Source organism: Enterococcus wangshanyuanii (genome assembly GCF_002197645.1).
Lineage (GTDB): Bacteria > Bacillota > Bacilli > Lactobacillales > Enterococcaceae > Enterococcus_L > Enterococcus_L wangshanyuanii.
Genome location: NZ_CP021874.1, coordinates 866,015 through 889,831, shown reverse-complemented (window position 1 = coordinate 889,831; position 23,817 = coordinate 866,015). Strand labels below are relative to the sequence as shown.

24 protein-coding genes, 1 riboswitch and 1 other annotated feature are annotated in these 23,817 nt (G+C 39.2%); of the genes, 21 read left to right on the top strand and 3 right to left on the bottom strand.

The genetic code is table 11. From position 1 onward, the window contains the following. The first annotated feature begins 152 nt into the window (after positions 1–152). From pbp4 to argS, 6 genes are all read left to right on the top strand, one after another. Complete coding sequence (gene pbp4 / locus CC204_RS04140) at positions 153–2,189, top strand: penicillin-binding protein PBP4(5) (RefSeq protein WP_088271654.1); 2,037 nt, start codon at positions 153–155, stop codon at positions 2,187–2,189. Between the two features lie 332 nt (positions 2,190–2,521). After that, positions 2,522–3,241 (top strand): tRNA (adenosine(37)-N6)-threonylcarbamoyltransferase complex dimerization subunit type 1 TsaB, encoded by a 720-nt coding sequence (gene tsaB, locus CC204_RS04135; RefSeq protein WP_088271653.1) that lies wholly within the window; start codon positions 2,522–2,524, stop codon positions 3,239–3,241. Continuing rightward, the gene (rimI, locus tag CC204_RS04130) at positions 3,225–3,773 is read left to right on the top strand and encodes a ribosomal protein S18-alanine N-acetyltransferase (RefSeq protein WP_088268953.1); all 549 of its coding nucleotides are present in this window, start codon (positions 3,225–3,227) and stop codon (positions 3,771–3,773) included. The genes tsaB and rimI (CC204_RS04130) overlap by 17 nt, the downstream gene beginning before the upstream one ends. A 4-nt stretch (positions 3,774–3,777) precedes the next feature. Then, the gene (rimI, locus tag CC204_RS04125; protein ID WP_088268952.1) at positions 3,778–4,242 is read left to right on the top strand and encodes a ribosomal protein S18-alanine N-acetyltransferase; all 465 of its coding nucleotides are present in this window, start codon (positions 3,778–3,780) and stop codon (positions 4,240–4,242) included. Further along, positions 4,239–5,279: a tRNA (adenosine(37)-N6)-threonylcarbamoyltransferase complex transferase subunit TsaD gene (tsaD, locus tag CC204_RS04120; RefSeq protein ID WP_088268951.1), complete on the top strand. Its 1,041-nt coding sequence runs from the start codon at positions 4,239–4,241 to the stop codon at positions 5,277–5,279. Before rimI (CC204_RS04125) ends, tsaD begins: the two co-directional genes overlap by 4 nt. Before the next feature lie 51 nt (positions 5,280–5,330). After that, positions 5,331–5,531 (top strand) — a binding site (T-box leader). A 266-nt stretch (positions 5,532–5,797) separates the two neighbouring features. After that, entirely contained in the window at positions 5,798–7,489 is a 1,692-nt protein-coding gene (gene argS, locus CC204_RS04115) for an arginine--tRNA ligase (protein WP_088268950.1), read from the top strand. A gap of 76 nt (positions 7,490–7,565) precedes the next feature. Here argS and CC204_RS04110 read toward each other — a convergent pair whose 3' ends face one another. After that, the gene (locus tag CC204_RS04110) at positions 7,566–8,519 is read right to left on the bottom strand and encodes a Gfo/Idh/MocA family protein (protein WP_088268949.1); all 954 of its coding nucleotides are present in this window, start codon (positions 8,517–8,519) and stop codon (positions 7,566–7,568) included. Positions 8,520–8,718: 199 nt separating this feature from the next. Between CC204_RS04110 and CC204_RS04105 the strand changes: the two genes are divergently transcribed. From CC204_RS04105 to purB, 10 genes are all read left to right on the top strand, one after another. Then, complete coding sequence (locus CC204_RS04105; protein ID WP_088268948.1) at positions 8,719–9,240, top strand: hypothetical protein; 522 nt, start codon at positions 8,719–8,721, stop codon at positions 9,238–9,240. Between the two features lie 19 nt (positions 9,241–9,259). Further along, on the top strand, positions 9,260–9,460 hold the full coding sequence (locus CC204_RS04100; protein WP_088268947.1) for a hypothetical protein: 201 nt from the start codon (positions 9,260–9,262) through the stop codon (positions 9,458–9,460). 82 nt (positions 9,461–9,542) lie between these two features. After that, on the top strand, positions 9,543–10,163 hold the full coding sequence (locus tag CC204_RS04095) for a glycoside hydrolase family 73 protein (protein WP_088268946.1): 621 nt from the start codon (positions 9,543–9,545) through the stop codon (positions 10,161–10,163). A 20-nt stretch (positions 10,164–10,183) separates the two neighbouring features. Further along, positions 10,184–10,867, top strand: a complete 684-nt coding sequence (locus CC204_RS04090) for a beta/alpha barrel domain-containing protein (RefSeq protein WP_088268945.1) — start codon at positions 10,184–10,186, stop codon at positions 10,865–10,867. A gap of 197 nt (positions 10,868–11,064) precedes the next feature. Continuing rightward, the gene (locus CC204_RS21795; RefSeq protein WP_088268944.1) at positions 11,065–12,123 is read left to right on the top strand and encodes an NlpC/P60 family protein; all 1,059 of its coding nucleotides are present in this window, start codon (positions 11,065–11,067) and stop codon (positions 12,121–12,123) included. A 90-nt stretch (positions 12,124–12,213) separates the two neighbouring features. After that, positions 12,214–12,311: riboswitch (purine riboswitch) on the top strand. Positions 12,312–12,383: 72 nt separating this feature from the next. Continuing rightward, positions 12,384–12,965 carry a xanthine phosphoribosyltransferase gene (locus tag CC204_RS04080; RefSeq protein ID WP_088271652.1) on the top strand — a complete coding sequence of 194 codons (582 nt, stop codon included), beginning with the start codon at positions 12,384–12,386 and terminating at the stop codon, positions 12,963–12,965. Between the two features lie 2 nt (positions 12,966–12,967). Then, positions 12,968–14,281, top strand: coding sequence for a nucleobase:cation symporter-2 family protein (locus tag CC204_RS04075; RefSeq protein WP_227011230.1), 1,314 nt, complete (start codon positions 12,968–12,970; stop codon positions 14,279–14,281). A gap of 163 nt (positions 14,282–14,444) precedes the next feature. Continuing rightward, a complete protein-coding gene (gene purE, locus CC204_RS04070) occupies positions 14,445–14,933 on the top strand; it encodes a 5-(carboxyamino)imidazole ribonucleotide mutase (RefSeq protein ID WP_088268943.1) in 489 nt (162 codons plus the stop codon). Beyond that, a complete protein-coding gene (purK, locus tag CC204_RS04065) occupies positions 14,926–16,047 on the top strand; it encodes a 5-(carboxyamino)imidazole ribonucleotide synthase (protein ID WP_188634479.1) in 1,122 nt (373 codons plus the stop codon). Before purE ends, purK begins: the two co-directional genes overlap by 8 nt. 18 nt (positions 16,048–16,065) lie before the next feature. Beyond that, positions 16,066–17,361, top strand: coding sequence for an adenylosuccinate lyase (purB, locus tag CC204_RS04060; RefSeq protein WP_088268941.1), 1,296 nt, complete (start codon positions 16,066–16,068; stop codon positions 17,359–17,361). 60 nt (positions 17,362–17,421) lie between these two features. On the opposite strand, the gene CC204_RS04055 is transcribed toward purB, so the two are convergent. Next, positions 17,422–17,745, bottom strand: coding sequence for an inorganic pyrophosphatase (locus tag CC204_RS04055; protein ID WP_088268940.1), 324 nt, complete (start codon positions 17,743–17,745; stop codon positions 17,422–17,424). A gap of 58 nt (positions 17,746–17,803) precedes the next feature. Beyond that, positions 17,804–18,190 carry a hypothetical protein gene (locus tag CC204_RS04050; protein ID WP_088268939.1) on the bottom strand — a complete coding sequence of 129 codons (387 nt, stop codon included), beginning with the start codon at positions 18,188–18,190 and terminating at the stop codon, positions 17,804–17,806. Positions 18,191–18,490: 300 nt separating this feature from the next. On the opposite strand from CC204_RS04050, the gene purC reads away from it, so the two are divergent. The 5 genes from purC to purF are packed head-to-tail and all read left to right on the top strand — an operon-like array spanning position 18,491 to position 23,806. Continuing rightward, complete coding sequence (gene purC / locus CC204_RS04045; protein ID WP_088268938.1) at positions 18,491–19,204, top strand: phosphoribosylaminoimidazolesuccinocarboxamide synthase; 714 nt, start codon at positions 18,491–18,493, stop codon at positions 19,202–19,204. A 22-nt stretch (positions 19,205–19,226) separates the two neighbouring features. Then, complete coding sequence (gene purS / locus CC204_RS04040) at positions 19,227–19,478, top strand: phosphoribosylformylglycinamidine synthase subunit PurS (protein WP_088268937.1); 252 nt, start codon at positions 19,227–19,229, stop codon at positions 19,476–19,478. Next, positions 19,456–20,163, top strand: a complete 708-nt coding sequence (gene purQ / locus CC204_RS04035; protein ID WP_269467015.1) for a phosphoribosylformylglycinamidine synthase subunit PurQ — start codon at positions 19,456–19,458, stop codon at positions 20,161–20,163. The genes purS and purQ overlap by 23 nt, the downstream gene beginning before the upstream one ends. Then, positions 20,160–22,382, top strand: a complete 2,223-nt coding sequence (purL, locus tag CC204_RS04030) for a phosphoribosylformylglycinamidine synthase subunit PurL (RefSeq protein WP_088268935.1) — start codon at positions 20,160–20,162, stop codon at positions 22,380–22,382. The genes purQ and purL overlap by 4 nt, the downstream gene beginning before the upstream one ends. Further along, positions 22,367–23,806: an amidophosphoribosyltransferase gene (purF, locus tag CC204_RS04025; RefSeq protein WP_088268934.1), complete on the top strand. Its 1,440-nt coding sequence runs from the start codon at positions 22,367–22,369 to the stop codon at positions 23,804–23,806. Before purL ends, purF begins: the two co-directional genes overlap by 16 nt. Positions 23,807–23,817: the final 11 nt, after the last annotated feature.

Below are 23,817 nucleotides of genomic sequence, written 5' to 3'. Positions count from 1 at the left end.
GTATACCATAAACGAAGAAGGTAAAAATACAGCTAAGGTCTGATAAGCTCATTGATTTTTTACTAAGCTTCCTCTTTTTATAACGAATAAATGATAAGAATGAGGTATAATAAAGAAGACATTACAAAATGGAAAAGATGGGGGAATTACTAGTGGAAAGAAGAACACAAAAGAAATCAAAAAGACCGGTAGTTCTAGCGATTAGCGGAGTAATAGTTGTAGCCGCTCTAGTCGGCGGATTTTTTGCCTATAGTGCATGGCAAACTAAACAAGAAATAAAACAAGCGGAGAAAACAGCGCAAACTTTTTTAAAGCATTTATCCAAACAAGAGTTTGATCAACTTCCTGCTGTATTGAGTGAAGAGTCGATCAAAGAAAATGGCTATGATAAGAATCAATTAGTCGAAAAATACGAAGCAATCTTTACTGGAATCCAGGCACAAGGAATCAAGAGTAAACAGGTAAAAGTTGAAAAAGAAAATAGCGACAAGTTCACATTCAGTTATCAACTAGAGATGACTACGCCGTTGGGTAATTTAAAGAATTTATCCTATAAAACGACGATCGATAAAGAAAAAGAGGACTATAAAATCAATTGGCAGCCCAGCTTGATTTTTCCGAAGATGTCCGGTCAAGATAAAGTCTCGATTGGCGTAGATACAGCAGCACGCGGAGAAATCGTTGATCGTAACGGAGAAGGACTTGCGGTAAATCAAGCCTTTGATCAGGTTGGTATCGTTCCAGGTAAACTTGGAGAAGGAGACGCAAAAACAGCAAACATCAAAGCTTTCAGTGATCAGTTCAATGTTCCTGTAGATGAAATTGAACAACACTTGAAGCAAGCTTGGGTCCAAGATGATTCATTCGTGCCGATCAATGTATCTTTTGATCCAATTACAGATTTACCACAAGGCGCGGCTTCACAAGACAAAATTGTCCGATACTATCCACTAAAAGAAGCAGCTGCACAATTGATCGGCTACGTTGGAACAGTGACAGCAGAAGATATTGAAAAAGATCCTTCACTAAGCAGTACTGGTGTCGTTGGTAAAGTTGGGCTAGAACAAGCCTTTGATAAAGAATTACGAGGACAAGATGGTGGAAGTATCACGATCACTGATGAAAATGGACAGGAAAAAAGTGTTCTCCAAAAAGTAGAGAAAAAAGATGGCCAAAAAATTCAATTGACGATCGATAAGAATGCACAGTCACAAGGCTATGCTATTTTTGCGAATCGTCCAGGCAGTGCTGTTGTGATGGATCCGAGACAAGGGGATCTATTAGCGACTGTCAGCTCACCTTCTTTTGATCCGAACAAGCTTGCAAATGGCATTTCTCAAACAGAATATGATGCGTATGCTAATAATGAAAATTTACCATTTACAGCAAGATTTGCCACAGGTTACGCACCAGGCTCGACCTTTAAGACGATCACAGGTGGTATTGGTTTAGATGCCGGGACACTTAAGCCGGAAGAAGAGATAGCGATCAATGGATTGAAATGGCAGAAGGATGCTTCTTGGGGCGACTATTTTGTGACCCGGGTAAAAGAAGCGAGTCCAGTCAATTTACGAACAGCGTTGGTCAACTCTGACAATATTTATTTTGCAGAGCAGACGTTGCGGATGGGGGAAGAAACGTTTAGAAAAGGGCTGGACAAATTTATTTTTGGTGAAAAATTAGATTTAGCGATTCCAATGAATCCAGCTCAAATTTCAAATGAAGACTCGTTCAAATCAGAAATTCTATTGGCAGATACAGGTTACGGTCAAGGTCAGCTTTTGATCACACCGATCCAGCAAGCGACGATGTACACTGTTTTCCAAAATGAAGGTAAATTAGTCTATCCGAAAATCGAATTGACTAAAGAAACAAAAACTAAGGACAATATAATTAGCTCAAATGCGGCTAATACGATTGTGACCGACTTGCTTGGCAGTGTGGAAGATGCAGATGGTTATGTGCATAATATGTATAATCCTGAATTCTCATTAGCTGCTAAAACAGGGACAGCTGAAATCAAAGACAAACAAGATACCGTTGGAAAAGAAAATAGTTTCCTTTTGGCTATGGATCGCAGTAATAACAAGTTCTCAGCGATGATCATGGTAGAAGACTCTAGAAAAAATGATACAGCGACAGATATCAGTAAACCATTGATCGATTATTTAGAAGCAACATATAAATAAATGTAGAGATTAATCAAGCTATTTTTGAGTTAACTGTCAATCCTCTTTGGAGTATGAGACGATTGGATAGGAGCAGTATCTGATTATCAAGATTTAGGAAACCTTAAGCCCAAGACAAAGCTAAACAGCAGTTTTGTTTTGGGCTTTAATTCCGCATAAACAGATAGAAAAAAACAACTCCTTCCTATTTTCTCGGCGCTAAATACTTTTGCCTCAGTCTCCGTTTTCTTGTACTTTTTATTTTTATTTGTAAGAACACTTGGTCTTTTTTACTGCTTCGAAAAAATATGCTACAATGAGACAACTACCTAATGAAAGAAAGGGATTTTTTTGTGCGTATTTTAGCAATAGATACCTCGAATCAGACATTATCTATCGCCGTTTGTGATGAGGAGAAAATTTTAGGACAATATACTATAACCGTAAAACGAAATCATAGCTTGACATTGATGCCGGCAATTACACAATTGATGAAAGATATTAGTTTGAAACCAAAAGAACTTGATCGAATTGTCGTTGCGCAAGGTCCCGGTTCGTACACAGGGTTAAGAATCGGTGTGACAACTGCTAAAACACTAGCATATACGTTGAATAAAGAGCTAGTTGGGATTTCTAGTTTAAAAACGGTAGCGGCAAATTGTGTTTCGATCCAAGGCGTGATCGTTCCGTTATTCGATGCTAGAAGAAATAATGTTTACACGGGTGCCTACAAATACATAAATGGTGAACTACAGACAGTTATTGCCGATCAACACATTGCTATGGAAGAGTGGTTGGAGCAGTTGAAGACATTTGAACATGTCTATTTTGTCGGTGAGGATGCTGTAAAATTTCAGGAACAAATGAAAGAACGATTGCCGAATGCTGTGATCAATGCGATTCCGCAATGGCAGATCCCAAACGCTTCAGTACTCGCTGGACTTGGAAAAGTAGCGGAGCCGACTGTAAATATCCATGATTTTTTACCGGATTATCTGAAACGAGTGGAAGCGGAAGAAAATTGGTTGAAAGAACATAAACCTGAAGGAGAAACGTATGTTGAAAAGATTTAATCCTTTCAATAGGCTTGCAGACCTGTTTTTCAAAAATCGACCTTATGAAGAAAAAACGATTCAGCTTTCTAATGAAGAGTATTTCGTACGAGCGATCAAATTTGATGATATCAAAGATTTATTATCTATCGAAAGAGAAGTCTATGCTGGTGAAATGCCGTGGACGAAAACGGCTTTTTTAATGGAACTGCAGGCAACAGATCCTCATTTATATTTATTGATTCAAAAGGAAGAAAAAACGATCGGTTTTATTGGTTGTCGATTGTTTGGCAAAGATGCGCACATTACAAATGTCGCAGTTTCTACTGCTTATCAAGGCAAAGGGATCGGTAGTTTTTTGATCAAAGAAATTCAGCAGTTTTCTATTTTGAATAAATGCGAAACGATTTCATTAGAAGTTAGGATCAGTAATAAGAATGCTCAGAAAGTCTATAGAAAATTAGGGTTTGCATCAAGTACGATCAAGCCGGAATACTATACTGAAAACAAAGAAGACGCCCTTGAAATGGTTTTGTCTTTAAAAGAAGAGTGATCAAATGTACTGTTTAAAAGAAAAACTGCCGATCGAGTTCGCTGCTGAAAAGTTATGGCAATTATGTGAAAACGCGTATGAGCATGGCTCTCCGTGGTCATTGGAGCAATTCAGTGTTGATCTGGAGCAAGAAGTAACGGAGTATCTTGTAAAGATCGAAGAAGACGAATGGCAAGGATTTATCAGTTACCAGAAAATTTTAGATGAGGTCGATATTTCTCATATCGTTGTCCAAAAGAAGTTACAGGGAATGGGTATAGGCAGTCAATTGTTGGATCAGGCTATTCAGCTTTTTAAAGAACAGGGAATCAAAACTGTTTTTTTAGAAGTCCGAGCATCTAATTATGCGGCTCAGCAATTATACATGAAGAAAGGCTTCAATGCGCTTAGTCGCCGCAAAAAATATTATACACGTCCAGTAGAAGATGGGATTGTAATGTGTTTAAAAATTAAGGAAGTGGAACAATGACTTTTTTTTATAAAGAAAGAAAACTGATCTTGGCAATCGAAAGCAGCTGTGATGAAACGAGTGTTGCAGTAATTGAGAATGGCGATCTAATTTTATCCAATATCGTTGCTTCTCAAGTAAAAAGTCATCGTCGTTTTGGCGGTGTCGTACCAGAAGTAGCCAGTCGTCATCATGTGGAGCAGATCACCCTATGTATCGAAGATGCATTGATAGAAGCTAAAATAGAACCGGATGATTTGAGTGGAGTGGCAGTGACGTATGGTCCAGGACTTGTAGGTGCATTGTTGATTGGGATTTCTGCTGCAAAGGCTTTTGCATGGGCTCATGATCTGCCGTTGATCCCAGTCAATCACATGGCTGGCCATATTTATGCGGCTCACTTTGTAGAGCCGTTGCAATTTCCTTTGATGGCGTTACTCGTCAGCGGAGGTCATACAGAATTGGTTTATATGAAGGAAACAGGTTCCTTTGAGATCATCGGTGAAACACGAGATGACGCTGCGGGTGAAGCGTATGATAAAATTGGACGGGTATTAGGATTAAGTTATCCAAGCGGGAAAGAAATTGATACACTCGCTCATTTAGGACAAGATACGTATCATTTTCCACGAGCGATGATGAAAGAAGATAATTATGATTTTAGTTTTAGCGGGTTAAAAAGCTCGTTTATAAATACCGTTCATAATGCGCAACAACGGGAGGAAGTACTTAATATCGAAAATCTGGCAGCTAGTTTTCAAGCGAGTGTGATCGACGTATTAGTCGAAAAAACAATACGTGCTTGTAAAGAATACCCTGTGAAACAATTAGTTATGGCCGGTGGAGTTGCTGCGAATCAAGGATTGAGAGAACGATTAAGTCAGGCGATCGCTGATGAATTGCCTGAAACAACTTTTATTGTTCCACCGCTAAGACTATGCGGGGATAACGCTGCGATGATTGGTGCAGCAGCATTCGTTGAAGCAGAAAAAGGACATTTAGCTGATGCTCATCTAAATGCAGACCCTAGTTTGAGTTTTAAAACGATCAGTCAATAATTAAGGACTAGGCATATTCGTAAAATTTTGCTATAATAAATCCAGTTTCATATTGATTCGTTGAAAAAGAGAGTACTTTATCTTAGGTCATCACAAGCGATTTCGGGACGGTGTAAGCCGAAAATGACAGGTAAAGGAAACGCACTTTAGAGGATCTGCACAAGCAGACGGCTATCTACCGTTATTAGATTAAGTGGGTCTATCATAGAATGGACAATTAGAGTGGTACCGCGGGAAATTCTCGTCTCTGGTGTTTTAAACACCAGAGACTTTTTGCTTTGAAACACTTCGACTGGCAAAGCCAGAGCAGATGTTGAAAAGTAGTTGGCGACGGATGGAGCGAAGTATCAAAGCGAAGGAAAGATCGACAAAATTTGCATATATGTCGAAGGCTCTTCAATGACCAAAAAAAGTCACATTCTAAAGCAAAAAGTAATTTTGCAAAGAATAAAGTGAATACTAAAAGTAAGAGGACAAAAGAATTAAAACGGAATAACCAATTACACAGGAGGAAAAACATGAATAACAAAGAAATCGTAGCAAAAGCGATCTATGCAGTAGTGAAAGATGATCTATCTCTAGAGACAGTCATGCAATTATTAGAAAATCCTAAATCAGTTGACCATGGTGATGTGGCTTTTCCAGCTTTTTCATTAGCGAAAGTCTACCGTAAAGCTCCGCAACAAATCGCAGCAGATTTAGCTGAAAAAATCGAAGGTTCAGATTTTGAAAAAATCGAAGTGGTTGGCCCGTATTTAAACTTTTTCATGAATAAAGAAATGGTCAGTCGTGCAGTGATCACACAGATTGCTAAAGAAAAGGGTCATTACGGTGATAGCTCTATTGGTGGAAAAGGTAGCGTACCGATCGATATGTCATCGCCGAACATTGCAAAACCAATTTCAATGGGGCATTTACGTTCAACGGTCATTGGTAATTCAATTGCTTTTATCCTTGAAAAAATCGGCTATTCACCTGTCCGTATCAATCATTTAGGTGACTGGGGTACTCAATTTGGAAAGTTGATCGTTGCTTATAAAAAATGGGGTTCAGAAGAAGGCGTCAAAAATGCGCCAATTACAGAATTACTACGTTTATATGTACAGTTTCATGAAGAAGCAGAAACACAACCGGAATTGGAAGAAGAAGCACGTGCGTGGTTCAAAAAACTTGAAGAAGGGGATCAAGAAGCTACAGATTTATGGCAATGGTTCCGTACAGAATCACTAAAAGAGTTTGATAAAATCTACGGTATGCTTGAAGTGTCGTTTGATTCTTATAATGGAGAAGCCTTTTACAATGATAAGATGGCTGAAATCGTTACAATGCTAGAAGAAAAGCATCTGCTTCAGGAAAATCAAGGGGCTGAAATCGTTGATCTATCTGCGTATGACTTGAATCCTGCGTTGATCAAAAAATCAGACGGAGCAACATTGTATATCACCCGTGATTTAGCTGCAGCTGTTTATCGTAAACGTACGTATGATTTTGCTAAGGCAATTTATGTCGTTGGTAATGAGCAGTCGAATCATTTCAAACAATTAAAAGCTGTGTTGAAAGAACTAGGTTTTGATTGGTCGGATGATATGCATCACGTACCATTTGGATTGATTACACAGGGTGGTAAGAAGTTATCTACGCGTAAAGGGAAAATCGTTCTTCTAGAAGAAGTCTTGAATGAAGCTGTTTCATTAGCGAACAAGCAAATCATGGAGAAAAATCCTGACTTGCCAAATCGTGAAGAGGTAGCAAGACAAGTAGGGATCGGTTCAGTCATTTTCCATGATTTGAAAAATGATCGCTTGAACAATTTTGATTTTGTATTAGAAGAAGTTGTTCGGTTTGAAGGTGAGACAGGACCATATGTTCAATACACTCACGCTCGCGCAATGAGTATTTTGAGAAAAGCGGATTTCACGATCGATGAAACAAAAGAATATGCTTTGAACGATAAAGAAAGCTGGGAAGTAGTAAAACTACTTCAAAAATTCCCGGATGTTGTTTTGCAAGCTGCTGACAAATATGAGCCTTCAGTGATTGCAAAACATGCGATCCAAGTTGCTCAAGCATTCAATAAGTATTACGCACATGTGAAAATTTTAGCTGATGATGCTGAAAAAGAGTCGCGTTTAGCTTTGGTTTATGCAATGGCAACAATTATTAAAGAAGATCTACGTCTGTTAGGTCTTCATGCACCAAATGAAATGTAATGACTAGAAAGAAAAAAGCAGTTAGTCCTGACTCATTTAGGACCAACTGCTTTTTTGATATTCACGATATACTTGATTACTTATGCCACTCTTGCTGCATTTGATCTAATAGGTCGATGACGTCCTTTGTCAAGAATAGAGAACGATTTGGTAAGGTTCCTTCGATCATTTGGATCATATTGTCGATTTCATAATTCAACGCTTGAGAACTATCACCAGAAACGACTGTTTCAACTGTGCCGTCATTGAAGAAAATTTTTGCTTCATCCGCTCGAGGATAATCGTTGATCACCAAATAGGCATTTTCAAAGGCCACGACACCTTGTTTGGGCATTTTTGCTTGAAAGCTTAGTGAAACAGTGGCTATTTCTTGTGCATCATTTTGTAGAATAGTGGCCGATTGTTCATCCACTCCAGTAGAAAAAGGCTGCATCACAGAAGCAACTACTATAGGCTGTGCACTTAAAAACCAGCGGGCAAAAGAAACAGCATACGTTCCAATATCCAAAAGAGCACCGCCAGCTAATTCAGGGTTAAAAAAGCGATTGGTTGGATCGGGCTCTTTATAACTGCCAAAAGGCGCCTGGATCATCTTTAGCTTGCCGAAACGACCAGAATCGATTTGGCTTTTTAGCTCATGATATAAAGGCATATTAAAGATCGTCATGGCTTCAGCTAAAATTAGATTCTTTTCTTCAGCTAGTTTCATCGCTTCAGTTAGTTCAGCGCTATTCATAGTGATGGCTTTTTCGCAAAGAACATGCTTCCCTGCGTGCAGAGCCTTCAAGATGTGGTCGATATGTTGTCTGTTTGGTACTGCAACGTAGATGATATCGATAGAATCATCCGATAAGAGATCATCATAAGAACCATATGCAGTGGAGATATTATGCAGCTTAGCAAACTCCTCTGCCTTACTTAGTGTACGAGAAGCAACTGCCTGGATACTGCTGTGCTTCTGTTGAAATGTTTCTGTAAAACTTGTTGCAATATCACCGAGTCCGATGATGCCCCAATTATAATTTGCCATTGTTTGTTCCTCCTAATTAAAAGATCACTTCTATTATACATGAGAAGTGTGAAATCGTGGTCAAATTTAAGCAAATGGAAGATAACGTAAAAATTATTAGAGAAAAAGGTGAATGTTTCTTAAAAAAACGAAAATAAGTGGAGCAAAGAGGTGCTTTTTTTTGATATTTTCAGTAAAATAAAGAAAGGAGGCGAAAGTCATGCACCAAATGTATATAGATATTCTTATCGATGCAATTATAGAAGAGTTTGAAACAGAAGAAACATTTTATACCGACTATCTCCAAACATCAAAAGAAAACTGGGAGAACTGGAAAAAAGGCCGTACCAGCTTGACTAATGAAGAAATGCAAAAGGTGAAAAATCTTTTTACTGATTATGAGTGGATGCTGACACAAAAAGTGCTGCGTCAAACCATTCTTTTCCCTGAAAAAAGAAATGTTGCTGTTTCTGAGTATAAGCGATTAAAAACCTTGATTGCCAAAAAATGGCTGCAGTCAGGAGTGGGCGTTGCTGAATTGATTCCTTCAAAAAATAAGGGCGAGCACACAGAACAAGCATTCATCGATTTAAAAGTCACTGTTTCATATGGTGAATGGGGTTTTGATGATATCGTTACATTTCGCTTGCCGGCCACTTTACAGGGGCAGTTGGAAGGATCTAAAGTAGAGCTATTAGATTGGGTAAATGAAAATTTAATGGGAACTTACGTTGGTGAATAAGTAAGTGAGGAGTTTTTTTGTGAAACAAATTTTAGGGATATTATCCGTCATCATAGTGTTAGGTGCTGTGATCTACGTATTTTTTGGACATGATACAGCAAAAGACAAGACAAAAAACACAGCCGAAACAACAACAGAAGTAAGTCAGACGACCACGACGACAACATCTAAGGCACCAGCAAAAACTTCGACAACCATGACTACAACAGCTGTAGATTGATTGTAATGAAAAAAACTGATATAATCAGTCAGCCATTGTCCGTTTTTTAAATGGGATGAATACACGATAAAGTAGGGAATGTATGAATAGTCAAAGGTATAAAAAGAAAAGAAGACAATCAAATTTACCAGCATTATTTGCGGGCCTATTGATTGTTGGAGTTGCATTTATCTTTTCCATCAATGTGTTATCAGATAGTTCTAAAACTGAAGAAAATACGGCACAGAAAAATGAACAAGTGTCAAAAGAAGAGTTTATTGATAGAATCAGTCCGCATGCACAAGAGTTGCAGTCTTCTTATGGTGTCTTACCTAGTATTATCATTGGACAAGGAATCTTAGAGTCGAATTGGGGACAAAGTACGCTTGCCTCTAAATATAATAACTTGTTTGGAATCAAAGCGTATGGTGATCAGAAAAAAGTAAATCTTGAAACGAAGGAATACATCAATGAAGAGTGGATCGTGATTCAGGGAGACTTTAGAGTGTATGATACATGGGAAGAGTCGATGGATGATCACACACGTTTATTTGTTAATGGTGTCACATGGAATCCACGTTTATATGAGAATGTGTTGTTGGCGAGAAATTATAAAGAAGCCGCGCAAGCTTTACAGGATGCAGGCTATGCGACAGATCCAACTTATGCTGAAAAAGTTATTCATGTGATCGAAAGCTATGATCTAAATAAATACGATCATTAGTCTAAAAAAGGAGGATTTTGATGGAAGAAAAATGGGTACCGGAAATCGTCACACCGCTGAAGCAGGATATTGTGCAAGTGCCGAAGGTGATTGCACAAGCAAGCGGGATCAGAATTTTTGGAAAGAAAATCAAATCGATTATTTTTACTACAGATATTGCAATTATTAGGAATACGGATGCAAATGCAGTCATTGCTGTCTATCCGTTTACGCCGCATCCAGCGATCACTAAAAGCATTATAGAAGCAGCAGATATTCCCGTATTTTCAGGAGTCGGTGGAGGCTTGACGCAAGGACAACGTTCTGCGTATATGAGCCTTTTTGCAGAAGCTCAAGGATCGATCGGAGTCGTACTAAATGGGCCAACGCCAGTTGAAACAGTTGAAATGGTTTGTGAGGTTGTCGATATTCCAGTCGTTAGTACAGTCACGTCGATACATACGCCAATTGATGAAAAAATAGCTGCAGGAGTAACGATGATCAATATTAGTGCTGGAAAAAATACAGCAGAAACGGTTCGCTATTTCAGAGAAAAATATCCTACGTTGCCGATCATTGCAACGGGTGGCCCGACAGATGAATCAATCACTGAAACGATCGCAGCTGGCGCAAATGCCATTACCTATACTCCACCTAGCAATGGTGAACTCTTTAGCCATAAAATGGATAAGTATAGAAATTTAGAAAAAGAAAACGATCAGTAGGATCGATGAACAACATACTAAGTGATCAATGAAGGGAAAAATTTCCTTATGATCACTTTTTTTTAATGGTTACAAAAATCAGGTTATATTACAAAACGATGAAAAATTAAATAAGCTAGCTTTACTAGTCTATAATTATTTTATTTTTATGTTATCATTAAATTAAATCGAATGAGAGAGTAGGAGTTGGGAAAATAATGAAAAAGTATTGTTACATAGTTGGGGCTGCCCTGATGTTCTTCGCGTTTGGGGCAACCCATTCGGCTGAAGCGACAGAGGTATTTGGAGACGAAAGCTATCAGGAGGCACTCGAAGCTGGTTATACAGCTGAACAGATCCAGAAAATTCAGGAGATGCCTGATTTTTCATTAGAAACGATCGAAGAACAACCTGCAGCTAGAAGTGCAGTTACGTTTGCAGCAGCTTCACAGAAAACACAAGTTGTAAATGAAGCAAGAAAACATCTAGGGAAACCATATGCTTGGGGCGGAAAAGGTCCAAATGTGTTTGATTGTTCTGGCTTGACTCGGTACGTTTACTTACAAGTAATAGGAAAAAACATCGGTGATTATACTGTGCCGCAAGAAAAATCTGGTGATCAAATCAGTGTTGCCCAAGCAGAACCTGGGGATCTTTATTTTTGGGGAGCTAAAGGAAATACGTACCATGTGGCGATTGCAATAGGTAATAACCAGTATATCCACGCACCAAACGTGAATGAAGTAGTCAAAATCAATTCAACAAGCTATTTTAAACCAGATTTTGCGGTACGAGTAATTAAAAATAGTGCACCTGCGATTCCCAATTTAGTGAGCTATCGTACCCATGTCCAAGATTTCGGCTGGGGCGGTTATGTGGCGGCTGGACAATCAAGTGGAAGTACGGGACAAAAGAAACGCTTAGAAGGAATTCAAATCAAGCTGGATTCGTCTGTTAATGGAGGAATCCAATATAAAACACATATTCAAGATATCGGCTGGCAAGGTTGGAAAGCAAATAATGCTTTAAGTGGAACAACAGGACAAAAGAAACGCTTAGAGGCGATTCAAATCCAATTAACTGGAACGGCTGCCACACAATATGATGTGCAATACCGGGTTCACTCTCAAGACTATGGCTGGCAAGCATGGACGAAGAATGGACAATCTTCTGGAACGCAAGGGTTATCTAAACGTCTAGAAGCGATCGAAATCAGAGTAGTACCTAAAAATACGGCATTACCGACAGGCGGAAACGCTGCATTCATCAAAAAATGAGGAACAAATAAATAATAATTGTAAATAAAGCTCTGTAAGATTTCAATGAAAATTTATTCTTTTCATTGAAATTTTCAGAGTTTTGTACTATTGTATAGTAATACAAGAGCTTATATATGGTCATAATATGGATGACTGTCTCTACCCGGCACCGTAAATGTCGGTCTATAAGCGAAAAAGAGTCTGAGGGCCTTTTTTGCTTTTTTGCAGGAGAAGGCTTTTTTTGTTTTTATAAAAATAGGATGAAGGAGTCGGAAGAAATGGAAGAACTAGTAAACCGAATCAAAGAAGACGGGAGAGTTTTGGGAGAGGGCGTATTGAAAGTTGACAGCTTTGTGACCCATCAGGTCGATCCTGTGTTGATGGAAGCGATCGGTTATCGTTTTGCAGAGGTATTTGCAAATGCGGGAATTACAAAAGTTGTTACAATCGAAGCTTCAGGGATTGCTCCAGCTCTTTTTGCAGCCAAAAAATTGAACGTGCCAATGATTTTTGCTCGTAAAGCAAAAAGCTTAACGATGGACGAAGAGTTACTGACCTCGTCTGTATACTCTTTTACAAAACAAGTGACGAGTCAGATTTCAATTTCTAGAAAATTTTTATCTAGTGAAGATAAAGTATTGATCATTGATGACTTCTTAGCAAATGGTCAAGCAGCAAAAGGACTGATCGAATTATGCCAACAAGCTGGTGCTGATGTAGATGGCATTGGTATCGTGATCGAAAAGTCATTTCAAGATGGTCGTTCGCTGTTAGAGGAAATGGGCATGAAAGTCATATCTTTAGCCCGCATTGCTTCTTTACAAAATGGCGAAGTCGAATTTCTTGAGGGGGATGCATAAAGTTGGCAAATGAAGAAAATCAAAATAAAGAGTTGAATCAACAGAACCCCGAAAATGGGAAGGCGGCCGTTTTAGGGTTGCAGCATTTATTAGCAATGTATGCTGGCGCGGTAGCTGTTCCGCTATTGATCGGTACAGGACTAAATTTTAATTCAGAACAGATGACTTATTTAATTTCCATTGATATTTTTATGTGTGGAATAGCTACTTTATTGCAATTGACGGTCAATCGATTTTTTGGCATAGGGTTACCTGTTGTATTAGGATGTGCGATTCAAGCCGTTGCCCCATTGATCATGATTGGAAACGATAAGGGGATCGGTGCAATTTATGGTTCGATTATTGCTTCTGGGATTTTTGTTGTATTGGTTTCAGGAATATTTTCGAAAATCAAAAAATTGTTTCCTCCATTAGTCACAGGAACGGTGATCACGGTGATCGGACTGACACTGATTCCAGTAGCTGTTGAAAAAATGGGCGGAGGAATGGCTTCTGCGAAAGAATTTGGCGATGGGACAAATTTACTTCTGGCATTTATAACGATTGCTTTGATTATTGTGATCCAAGTTTGGGGTCGTGGCTTTATTAAATCGATTGCGGTTCTCGTTGGTTTAGTCGGAGGTACGCTGTTAGCTGCAGTATTAGGTCAGGTTGATTTGGCTCCGGTTGGTGAGGCTACCTGGTTCCATTTTCCACAGCCCTTTTATTTTGGCGCGCCGACCTTTGATTTGTCATCGATTGTCTTGATGGTGATCATTTCGATCGTAAGTATGGTTGAATCAACGGGTGTCTATTTTGCTTTAGGGGATATCACTGGGAAACAAATCGGGGAAGAAGAGCTTAAAAAAGGCTATAGAGCAGAAGGTTTAGCTGTTATTCTAGGTGGAATCTTCAATACGTTCCCTTATACTGGTTTTTCTCAAAATGTCGGTCTGGTTCAGCTTTCAGGAATCAAAACTCGCCGCCCGATCTATTACTCAGCATTTTTCTTGATCGCCTTAGGACTATTGCCGAAAGTTGGTGCTGTAGCTCAAATTATCCCAGAACCTGTTTTAGGTGGGGGAATGCTAGTTATGTTTGGAATGGTAGCTGTTCAAGGGATGCGTATGTTATCTAAAGTTGATTATACGAACGACAAGAACTTGCTGATCATTGCGATATCGATTGGTTTTGGTCTTGGCTTTAATATGATGCCGACTTTATTCCAGCAAATGCCTGAAACCTTACGTATGTTTACTGGAAATGGCATTGTGATGAGCAGTCTGACAGCGATTATTTTGAATTTACTTTTCAATGGTCTGAAATTAGAGGAATAACTGAATAAATAAAACAAAGAAAAACCGAATGATTTTTTGGTTTTTCTTTGTTTTATCTGTATATACGAACGATAAGATTAAAAATCACTATAATATTCGATTTTATTTTGACACCTTGCTTGAGCCTTGCTAAAATGAAGGGGAATAGAGAAAGGGGAATCTTATGTCTGTCGTGGTTTCAGTAGTAATGGGAAGTACATCGGATTGGCCGACAATGAAAGAAGCGTGTGATCGTTTAGAAGCATTTGGTGTTCCTTATGAAAAAAAGGTCGTATCTGCTCATCGAACGCCGGACTATATGTTTAGTTTCGCTGAAGGGGCAAGAGCCCGTGGCATTAAAGTGATTATCGCAGGAGCTGGCGGTGCCGCCCATTTACCAGGGATGATCGCTGCTAAAACAACATTACCGGTGATAGGAGTACCTGTTCAGTCGAAAGCATTAAATGGAATAGATTCTTTGTTATCGATCGTACAAATGCCAGGAGGCGTCCCTGTAGCAACGACTGCGATCGGTCGTGCAGGAGCAGTCAATGCAGGATTGCTTGCAGTTCAGATGCTTTCCATGTATGATGTAGAATTAGCAGGGAAATTAGACGCTGAGCGTAAATTTCTTGAACAAACAGTGATGGAAAGTAGTGATGAACTTGAATAAACCATTATTGCCAGGTCAAATGATCGGAATCATTGGTGGCGGACAATTGGGCAGAATGATGGCGCTTAGCGCTCGTGAAATGGGCTTTCGCGTAGGAGTTTTAGATCCGACTGTTGATTGTCCCGCAGCGCAGGTCGCCGATTGGCATTTATTGGCTGAATATGATGATGTTGAAGCACTAAAAGAGTTAGCGAGCCGTGCTCAAGTGTTGACGTATGAATTTGAAAATGTCGATGTTGAAGCGTTGATGCAGGTGCAAGATTTGACAGAGATCCCTCAAGGTTCCGATCTTTTAGCGATTACTCAAGACCGCTTATTAGAGAAATCATTTCTTGAAGAAAATAATATAGTGATTGCTCCGTATGCAACAATCGTTAGCCCAACAGATATTCAGGATGCGATTGACGGCATCGGTTACCCGTGTGTGCTGAAGACAACTAGAGGCGGTTATGATGGCAAAGGGCAATTTGTCTTATACAGTACTTCTGATGTTTCTTCTGCGATGCATCTTTTAAGAGAGGGAACCTGCGTCTTGGAAGCCTGGATTCCTTATGAAAAAGAGATATCTGTTCTAGTAAGCGGAAATGGGCAGGGACAATATACTGTTTTCCCTGTCGTAGAAAATATTCACCGCAATAATATTTTGCATGAAACGATTGCGCCTGCTAGAGTCAATGACGATGTTGTTGCTGAAGCGCAGCGTATCGCTCGTGTCATTGCTGAATCGGTCGATTTAGCTGGAACACTAGCTGTTGAAATGTTTTTGACCAATGATGGTGGTATTTATGTCAATGAGTTGGCACCAAGACCGCACAATTCAGGACATTACTCGATCGAAGCGTGCTCGATGAGTCAATTTGATGCCCACATTCGGGGGATTTGCGGCTGGCCGTTGGCCGAAGTTGAACTATTATCAGAAGCGGTGATGGTCAATATTTTAGGTGATGAAATGTATGAAACGATGGATGTGATCGCTGAAAAACCAGAGTGGCATTTTCATTATTATGGTAAAGCAGAAGCAAAAAAAGGCCGCAAGATGGGGCATATCACGATTTTGACAGAGGATATATACGAAACCTTAGAAGAAATTTATCAAACAACTATTTGGGATTAAAAAGGAGCAGATAAACGAATGATTGATCGTTATACACGACCAGAGATGGGTGCTATTTGGACAGATGAGAATCGCTATAAAGCTTGGCTTGAAGTTGAGATTTTAGCCGATGAAGCTTGGGCGGAACTAGGTGAAATACCAAAAGAGGATGTACAGAAAATTCGTGAAAATGCTTCATTTGATGTTGCAAGAATTTTAGAAATCGAGGCAGAAACACGTCATGATGTTGTAGCATTTACCAGAGCTGTATCTGAAACGTTAGGTGAAGAACGTAAATGGGTACATTATGGTTTGACGAGTACAGATGTCGTTGATACAGCTTATGGCTATCAATTGAAGCAGGCCAATGATATTTTAAGAGCAGATCTCGCACGTTTTACAGAAATCGTTGGTGAAAAGGCTAGAGAACATAAACATACAGTCATGATGGGCCGTACACACGGTGTTCATGCTGAACCAACTACTTTTGGGTTGAAGCTAGCTTTATGGTATTCAGAAATGAAACGAAATCTTGAGCGTTTTGATCATGCAGCTAAAGGCGTAGAAGCTGGGAAAATCAGCGGTGCGGTTGGAACGTTTGCGAATATTCCTCCTTTTGTTGAAGAATATGTTTGTGAGCATTTAGGCATCAGAGCGCAGGAAATTTCTACCCAAGTTTTACCGCGTGATTTGCATGCTGAATATGTTTCTGCAATGGCGCTGATTGCAACAAGTATCGAAAAATTTGCAACAGAGATTCGCGGTCTGCAAAAATCTGAAACACGAGAAGTGGAAGAGTTTTTTGCAAAAGGTCAAAAAGGTTCTTCTGCGATGCCGCATAAACGAAATCCAATTGGTTCGGAAAATATGACGGGGCTTGCTCGTGTGATTCGCGGACATATGGTGACAGCCTATGAAAATGTCACTTTATGGCATGAAAGAGATATTTCTCACTCTTCTGCGGAACGAATCATTATTCCTGATACGACGATTTTACTAAATTATATGTTGAATCGTTTCTCCACGATCGTGAAAAATCTGACTGTTTTTCCAGAAAATATGAAGCGCAACATGGATGCAACATTTGGACTGATCTACAGCCAACGAGTATTATTAAAACTGATCGATCATGGCATGACAAGGGAAGCGGCTTATGATTTAGTTCAGCCGAAAACGGCTTATGCTTGGGATCATCAAACAGCGTTCAGACCATTACTTGAAGCTGATGAAAAGATTACCTCAGTGTTATCTAAAGAAGAACTTGATGATGCATTTGATTATAATTATCATTTAAAAAATGTTGACGTTATTTTTGAGCGTGTCGGATTAGCGTAATAACAAAAAGAGAGTGTCGCCAAAAGAAATCATTACTTTTGGTGGATACTCTCTTTTTATCTAAAGAAGTTCAATATGACTATCAAAGTGTTGTTCAATAAAATAAGTCTGTGTTGTGATTTCATCTACAGAGATCGTTGAACCTTCTGGTATAACGATCCATTTCGTTTCAATATCAACATTTCGATGGATCACTGCTGTGACGATGCCAATAAATACATCTAGCTTTTTTGCTGGTACATTTAAAATATATGCATCTTGTTCTTCGCCGTCTCCGCCTATCACTCCTTCAATGTAACCATAATTTACTGGGTAACGATTATTAAAGGAATCTAGATAACCAACAGGTCGATCGACTGTTACTTTAACTTTTAGTTTTTCCATAAACCCTCCTCTAGTGATCAAAAAAACTCTTAGCTATATCTCTAAGAGTTTCTGACTTTTAAATGGCTATCTCTCTTAAGTTTCTCAATGGAGAAGCAGAAGGCGCTTTGAGCGCAGTAAGTAATTGATCGATAAATGAATAATTGCACTCTTTTGAATTAAAGTAAATCTGAATACAATATTTATTTTTACAGAAATGTTGTTCGTGGATTTGATGGATCAACAGTTCGTTGTTATGGCTATTTATATAACGAAACGTACGTTTTCTTCGTTCAGAATGTCGCTGAAAAATACGCTTCAAATTTCTAAATGTGTAGTAAGAGCTGTGCTGATTCAACTTATGAACTTCTTCTAAGGCTAATAGGTCATTATACAATTTCGTTCGTTCTTCAAGCACTAATCCTGCCAAAAATTCCTGAGTCAAATGGTCATAATCGCTAGTCATTCTTGAGGTCCCTCCTAAAAATCATCACTAAAGAATAGTGAACATGTTAAGCAAGTTATTTTTTATTAGCATACCATTTTTACCATTCATTGTAAATGCTTACAGCTGTTTTTCCGATGAGTGAAGAATGAAAAAAAGAGCTTTTTTAACAAACACGAACGTTTATATGAAATGTTCTATTATTGTTAATGATTTTGTTGACGCCTAGAATATTGCTTGTTAAAATGTAAACAAAGATATTATACGAATGATTTTTATTTCAATAATAAAAAATGTACGGAAAGAGAGTGCTGGATTGAGATGGAAGATATGTTGTTGTATGAAGGCAAAGCGAAAAGGCTATTTAAAACAGATGATCCTGAGAAATTGCGAGTGGAATACTTAGATCAGGCGACTGCTTTGAATGGAGCTAGGAAAGATATTGTTCAAGGTAAAGGAATGCTCAACAATCAAATAACCGCATTGATTTTTGAGCAGCTCGCACAAAAAGGAATGTCGAGTCATTTCATTAAGAAAATATCAAAACACGAACAATTGGTGCGACCATTAGCAATCATTCCTTTAGAAGTTGTGATCAGAAACATTTCTGCTGGCAGTTTTGCCAAGCGATTAGCTTTTGAAGAAGGAGTAGAATTAGCAGAACCGATTTTGGAATTCTATTTTAAGGAAGATTCATTAGATGATCCATTGATCAATGATGACCATGTCAAAATTCTTGGTATTGCGAATGAAGAGGAAATCAAAAAAATCAAAGACGAAGCGCATAAAGTCAATCAACTGCTGATTGAGATTTTCAGAGAAATCGATCTACGTTTAGTTGATTTTAAAATTGAATTTGGCAGATGTTCTGATGGAACGATTTTATTAGCTGATGAGATTACCCCTGATACGTGCCGTTTATGGGATTTTAAAACAAATCAACCTCTAGATAAAGATGTCTATCGTAAAAATTTAGGTGAAATCATCCCTGTGTACCAAGAAGTATTAACTCGTTTGGAAAAAAGATTCAATTAACGATAAAAAAGGAGAATAGTCAATGAATTACTTAGTAAAAGTCTATGTTACGTACAAAGATTCTGTATTAGATCCTCAAGGTGAAGCGGTCAAAGGAGCGGTTCATCGCTTAGGATTCAATGAAATCGAAGAAATTCGGATAGGAAAATACTTTGAAATCAAAGTGGCACAAAGTGATCGGGCTGTTGAAACTGTAATTGAAGAAATTTGTGATAAATTACTAGCGAATGTCAATATGGAAACCTATCGTTATGAAATCACGGAGGAGTTATAAAATGAAATTTGCGGTCATTGTTTTTCCTGGCTCGAATTGTGATATGGATCTTTTATGGGCTGTTAGAGACATTTTAGGGGAAGAGGCAGAATATGTTCGCCATGATGCAGAGAGTTTAGAAGGATTTGATGGGGTATTGATACCTGGCGGCTTTTCATATGGTGACTACCTTAGATGTGGGGCGATTGTCCGTTTTTCTAAAATTATCGATGAAGTCGTTCGGTTTGCGGATGAAGGAAAACCAGTTTTCGGTACCTGTAACGGCTTTCAGATCTTGACAGAAGCTGGGTTGCTGCCGGGAGCGTTGATTCGCAATGAGTCACTTCATTTTGTTTGTAAAACGGTGTCGTTGAAAGTGGTGAATAATCAAACAAATTTCACCTCCGAGTACAAAGCTGAAGAATGCATTCAAATACCGGTAGCACACGGCGAGGGAAATTATTATTGTGATGAGGAAACGCTCGAAACGCTGAAAAAAAACCAGCAAATCGTCTTTACGTATGCAGATGAAAATCCTAATGGAAGTATTGAAAATATTGCTGGGATCATTAACGAAAAAGGGAATGTTTTAGGGATGATGCCGCATCCGGAACGAGCTGTAGAAAGTCTTTTAGGCTCTGATGATGGCCTGCGCTTTTTTAAATCGATTGTTAAAAACTATGAAAAGGAACGGATAAACGTATGATGAAAGTAACGGAACCAACGCCAGAAGACATCAAAAACCAACGAATCTATTCTGACTGGGGTTTAACAGATGAAGAGTATCGAATGATCGAAGAGGATATTTTAGGCCGCATGCCGAATTACACAGAAACGGGTCTATTCTCAGTGATGTGGAGCGAGCATTGTTCGTATAAAAATTCGAAGCCGGTTTTACGAAAATTTCCTACCTCAGGACCGCAAGTGTTGCAAGGGCCTGGTGAAGGTGCGGGGATCGTCGATATCGGTGATGGGCAAGCAGTGGTATTCAAAGCGGAAAGTCATAATCATCCCTCAGCGGTTGAACCGTATGAAGGTGCAGCAACTGGCGTCGGTGGGATCATTAGAGACATTTTTAGTATGGGGGCAAGACCCATTGCGCTGTTGGATTCTTTACGGTTTGGTGAACTGACAAATGATCGGACAAAATACCTTTTAGAAGAAGTGGTTGCTGGGATTAGCGGTTATGGAAATTGTATCGGAATCCCAACTGTCGGTGGTGAAGTTGCTTTTGATCCTTGCTACGAAGGCAATCCTTTAGTAAATGCGATGTGTGTCGGTTTGATCGATCATAAAGATATTCAAAAAGGACAAGCTAAAGGCGTCGGGAATGCTATCATGTATGTCGGAGCGAAAACAGGACGCGATGGCATTCATGGAGCGACATTTGCTTCTGAAGAATTTGTTGAGGGTGAAGAGCAGCAACGTTCTGCCGTTCAAGTTGGTGATCCATTCATGGAAAAACTTTTACTTGAAGCTTGTTTAGAATTGATCTTGAACCACTCAGATATTTTGGTGGGCATTCAAGATATGGGTGCGGCTGGTCTGGTTTCTTCTAGTGCTGAAATGGCTTCAAAAGCTGGTTCTGGTTTGATTTTAGATCTAGATGATGTACCACAGCGTGAAATAGGCATGACACCTTATGAGATGATGTTATCTGAATCGCAGGAACGTATGTTGATCTGTGTTGAAAAAGGACATGAACAAACAGTTATTGACTTGTTTCAAAAATATGATTTGGACGCTGTGACGATTGGGAAAGTGACAGATGATGGGCTTTATCGTTTGAATCATAACGGCATAGAAGTTGCTAATTTACCTGTGGATACATTGGCAGAAGATGCACCAGTGTATCAAAAGGAAAAACAAGAACCAGCTAGAATCAGTGCTTTTGCTTCAATGGAAGATTTCTATCCGGAAGTAATCGACGGAACTCAAACATTGCTTGCTTTGCTGCAACAGCCGACTATCGCTTCTAAGAAAGTCATTTATGAAACCTACGACGCCCAAGTGCGAACGAATACGGTCGTATTACCTGGTAGTGATGCAGCTGTTTTACGCGTTCGCGGAACGAATAAAGCGTTAGCGATGACGACAGATTGTAATGCGCGTTATCTTTATTTGGATCCGGAAGTTGGCGGACAAATAGCAGTGGCAGAAGCTGCAAGAAATATTGTTGCCAGCGGCGGTCAGCCTTTAGCGATCACTGACTGCTTAAATTATGGCTCACCGGATAAACCGGAAGGGTTTTGGGAGCTGTGGACATCTGCTGATGGAATAGCAAGAGCATGTGAAGTTTTAGAGACGCCAGTAATTTCCGGAAATGTTTCTTTATATAACGAGACTGATGGTAAAGCAATTTATCCCACACCTGTTATTGGTATGGTTGGATTGATCAGTGATTTGAAGAATATAACGACACAAGACTTTAAAGCAGCAAACGATTTGATTTATGTGATAGGGGAAACAAATGCAGATTTTAATGGTACTGAAATCCAAAAAATGCACTTAGGTCGAATCGAAGGAAAATTGATGGACTTTGATTTAATGATTGAAAAAGAACATCAACAGTTAGTTTCAAAAGCGATTGAAGCAGGCTTGGTTGCAAGTGCTCATGATTGTTCAGAAGGCGGTTTAGCAATCGCCTTAGCAGAATCTGCATTTAAAAAGAATGTTGGTATAGATGTGGATGCAGCAATGGATACTGCGCTGTTGTTTTCTGAAACACAATCCCGTTTTGTTGTCTCAGTGAAACCTGAAAATCAAGTTGCTTTTGAACAACTAGTAAAAGACTCGGCTCGAAAAATCGGTGTAGTTACTAATAATGGATTGCTCAAGATTAAAACTGCTGATCAAAAAATCGAAGTGATGACACAAAAGGCGAGAGAAGTCTGGGAGGAAGCTATTCCATGTCTTATGAAGTAAAAAGTCTAAATGAGGAATGCGGAGTTTTTGGGATTTGGGGTCATCCAGATGCTGCTCGAGTAACGTATTTTGGTCTTCATAGTTTGCAGCATCGCGGACAAGAAGGTGCAGGCATCGTTTCTAATCATGAGGGGAAATTAAATGGTTATCGCGGGTTGGGGCTATTATCTGAAGTGTTCAAAGATGACCGCTCGCTAACTGCACTGAATGGCGAATCTGCGATTGGTCATGTCCGCTATGCAACTGCTGGAAATGGCAGTGTAGATAATATTCAGCCATTTTTATTCAAATTTTATGATAGCTCGTGTGGTCTTGCTCATAATGGAAATCTAACCAACGCCAAGAGTTTGCGAAAAGAATTGGAAAAAGATGGTGCAATTTTTCATTCTAACTCAGATACTGAAATTTTGATGCATCTGATTCGTCGTAGTAAAAAAGAAACGTTTATCGAACAGCTAAAAGAAGGTCTGAGAACAGTCAAGGGTGGTTTTGCTTACTTACTGATGACTGAAACGGCAATGATTGCAGCACTTGATCCAAATGCGTTTCGACCATTATCGATCGGTCAAATGAAAAACGGTGCATATGTGATCGCCAGTGAGACCTGTGCATTAGAAGTGATTGGTGCTGCTTTTATCAGAGATGTTGGTCCAGGAGAAGTGATCATCATTGATGACAACGGGTATAAAGTTGAGACATATACAGATGACACTCAATATTCGATTTGTTCAATGGAGTATATTTACTTTGCCCGACCGGATTCTAATATTGCCGGTGTGAACGTTCATACAGCGAGAAAAAATATGGGAAAACGTTTAGCGATCGAAGCACCAGTTGAAGCAGATATGGTCGTCGGTGTTCCTAATTCATCGCTTTCTGCCGCGAGCGGCTATGCAGAAGCCAGCGGGATTCCTTATGAAATGGGTTTAGTCAAAAATCAATATATTGCACGAACATTTATTCAACCGACTCAGGAATTAAGAGAACAGGGTGTTCGGATGAAGCTTTCGGCTGTAAGAGGCGTGGTCGAAGGAAAGCGAGTAGTGATGGTCGATGATTCGATCGTGAGAGGAACGACGAGCCGCCGTATCGTTCAACTGTTAAAAGATGCAGGGGCAAAAGAAGTTCATGTTCGAATTGCATCACCGCCGTTAAAATTTCCTTGTTTTTATGGGATAGATATACAAACAAGAAAAGAATTGATTGCAGCCAATCATTCAGTCTCTGAAATCGAACAATTGATCACTGCAGATTCTTTGAGTTTTTTAAGTGAACAAGGCTTGATCGATGCGATCGGTTTAAACTATGATGCACCGTATTCAGGACTGTGCATGGCTTATTTCAATGGTGATTATCCAACGCCTTTATATGATTATGAAACGACTTATCGAAAATCTTTAAAGGACAAAATTAGTTTTGTTTAAAGCAACTGTAA

Excerpts from the sequence above, each read along its gene's own strand:
- rimI (WP_088268953.1), top strand. The coding sequence starts at position 3,225 with ATGTTGAAAAGATTTAATCCTTTCAATAGGCTTGCAGACCTGTTTTTC.
- rimI (WP_088268952.1), top strand. The coding sequence starts at position 3,778 with ATGTACTGTTTAAAAGAAAAACTGCCGATCGAGTTCGCTGCTGAAAAG.
- tsaD (WP_088268951.1), top strand. The coding sequence starts at position 4,239 with ATGACTTTTTTTTATAAAGAAAGAAAACTGATCTTGGCAATCGAAAGC.
- argS (WP_088268950.1), top strand. The coding sequence starts at position 5,798 with ATGAATAACAAAGAAATCGTAGCAAAAGCGATCTATGCAGTAGTGAAA.
- CC204_RS04110 (WP_088268949.1), bottom strand. The coding sequence starts at position 8,519 with ATGGCAAATTATAATTGGGGCATCATCGGACTCGGTGATATTGCAACA.
- CC204_RS04105 (WP_088268948.1), top strand. The coding sequence starts at position 8,719 with ATGCACCAAATGTATATAGATATTCTTATCGATGCAATTATAGAAGAG.
- CC204_RS04095 (WP_088268946.1), top strand. The coding sequence starts at position 9,543 with ATGAATAGTCAAAGGTATAAAAAGAAAAGAAGACAATCAAATTTACCA.
- CC204_RS04090 (WP_088268945.1), top strand. The coding sequence starts at position 10,184 with ATGGAAGAAAAATGGGTACCGGAAATCGTCACACCGCTGAAGCAGGAT.
- CC204_RS21795 (WP_088268944.1), top strand. The coding sequence starts at position 11,065 with ATGAAAAAGTATTGTTACATAGTTGGGGCTGCCCTGATGTTCTTCGCG.
- CC204_RS04080 (WP_088271652.1), top strand. The coding sequence starts at position 12,384 with ATGGAAGAACTAGTAAACCGAATCAAAGAAGACGGGAGAGTTTTGGGA.
- purE (WP_088268943.1), top strand. The coding sequence starts at position 14,445 with ATGTCTGTCGTGGTTTCAGTAGTAATGGGAAGTACATCGGATTGGCCG.
- purB (WP_088268941.1), top strand. The coding sequence starts at position 16,066 with ATGATTGATCGTTATACACGACCAGAGATGGGTGCTATTTGGACAGAT.
- CC204_RS04055 (WP_088268940.1), bottom strand. The coding sequence starts at position 17,745 with ATGGAAAAACTAAAAGTTAAAGTAACAGTCGATCGACCTGTTGGTTAT.
- CC204_RS04050 (WP_088268939.1), bottom strand. The coding sequence starts at position 18,190 with ATGACTAGCGATTATGACCATTTGACTCAGGAATTTTTGGCAGGATTA.
- purC (WP_088268938.1), top strand. The coding sequence starts at position 18,491 with ATGGAAGATATGTTGTTGTATGAAGGCAAAGCGAAAAGGCTATTTAAA.
- purS (WP_088268937.1), top strand. The coding sequence starts at position 19,227 with ATGAATTACTTAGTAAAAGTCTATGTTACGTACAAAGATTCTGTATTA.
- purQ (WP_269467015.1), top strand. The coding sequence starts at position 19,456 with ATGAAATCACGGAGGAGTTATAAAATGAAATTTGCGGTCATTGTTTTT.
- purL (WP_088268935.1), top strand. The coding sequence starts at position 20,160 with ATGATGAAAGTAACGGAACCAACGCCAGAAGACATCAAAAACCAACGA.
- purF (WP_088268934.1), top strand. The coding sequence starts at position 22,367 with ATGTCTTATGAAGTAAAAAGTCTAAATGAGGAATGCGGAGTTTTTGGG.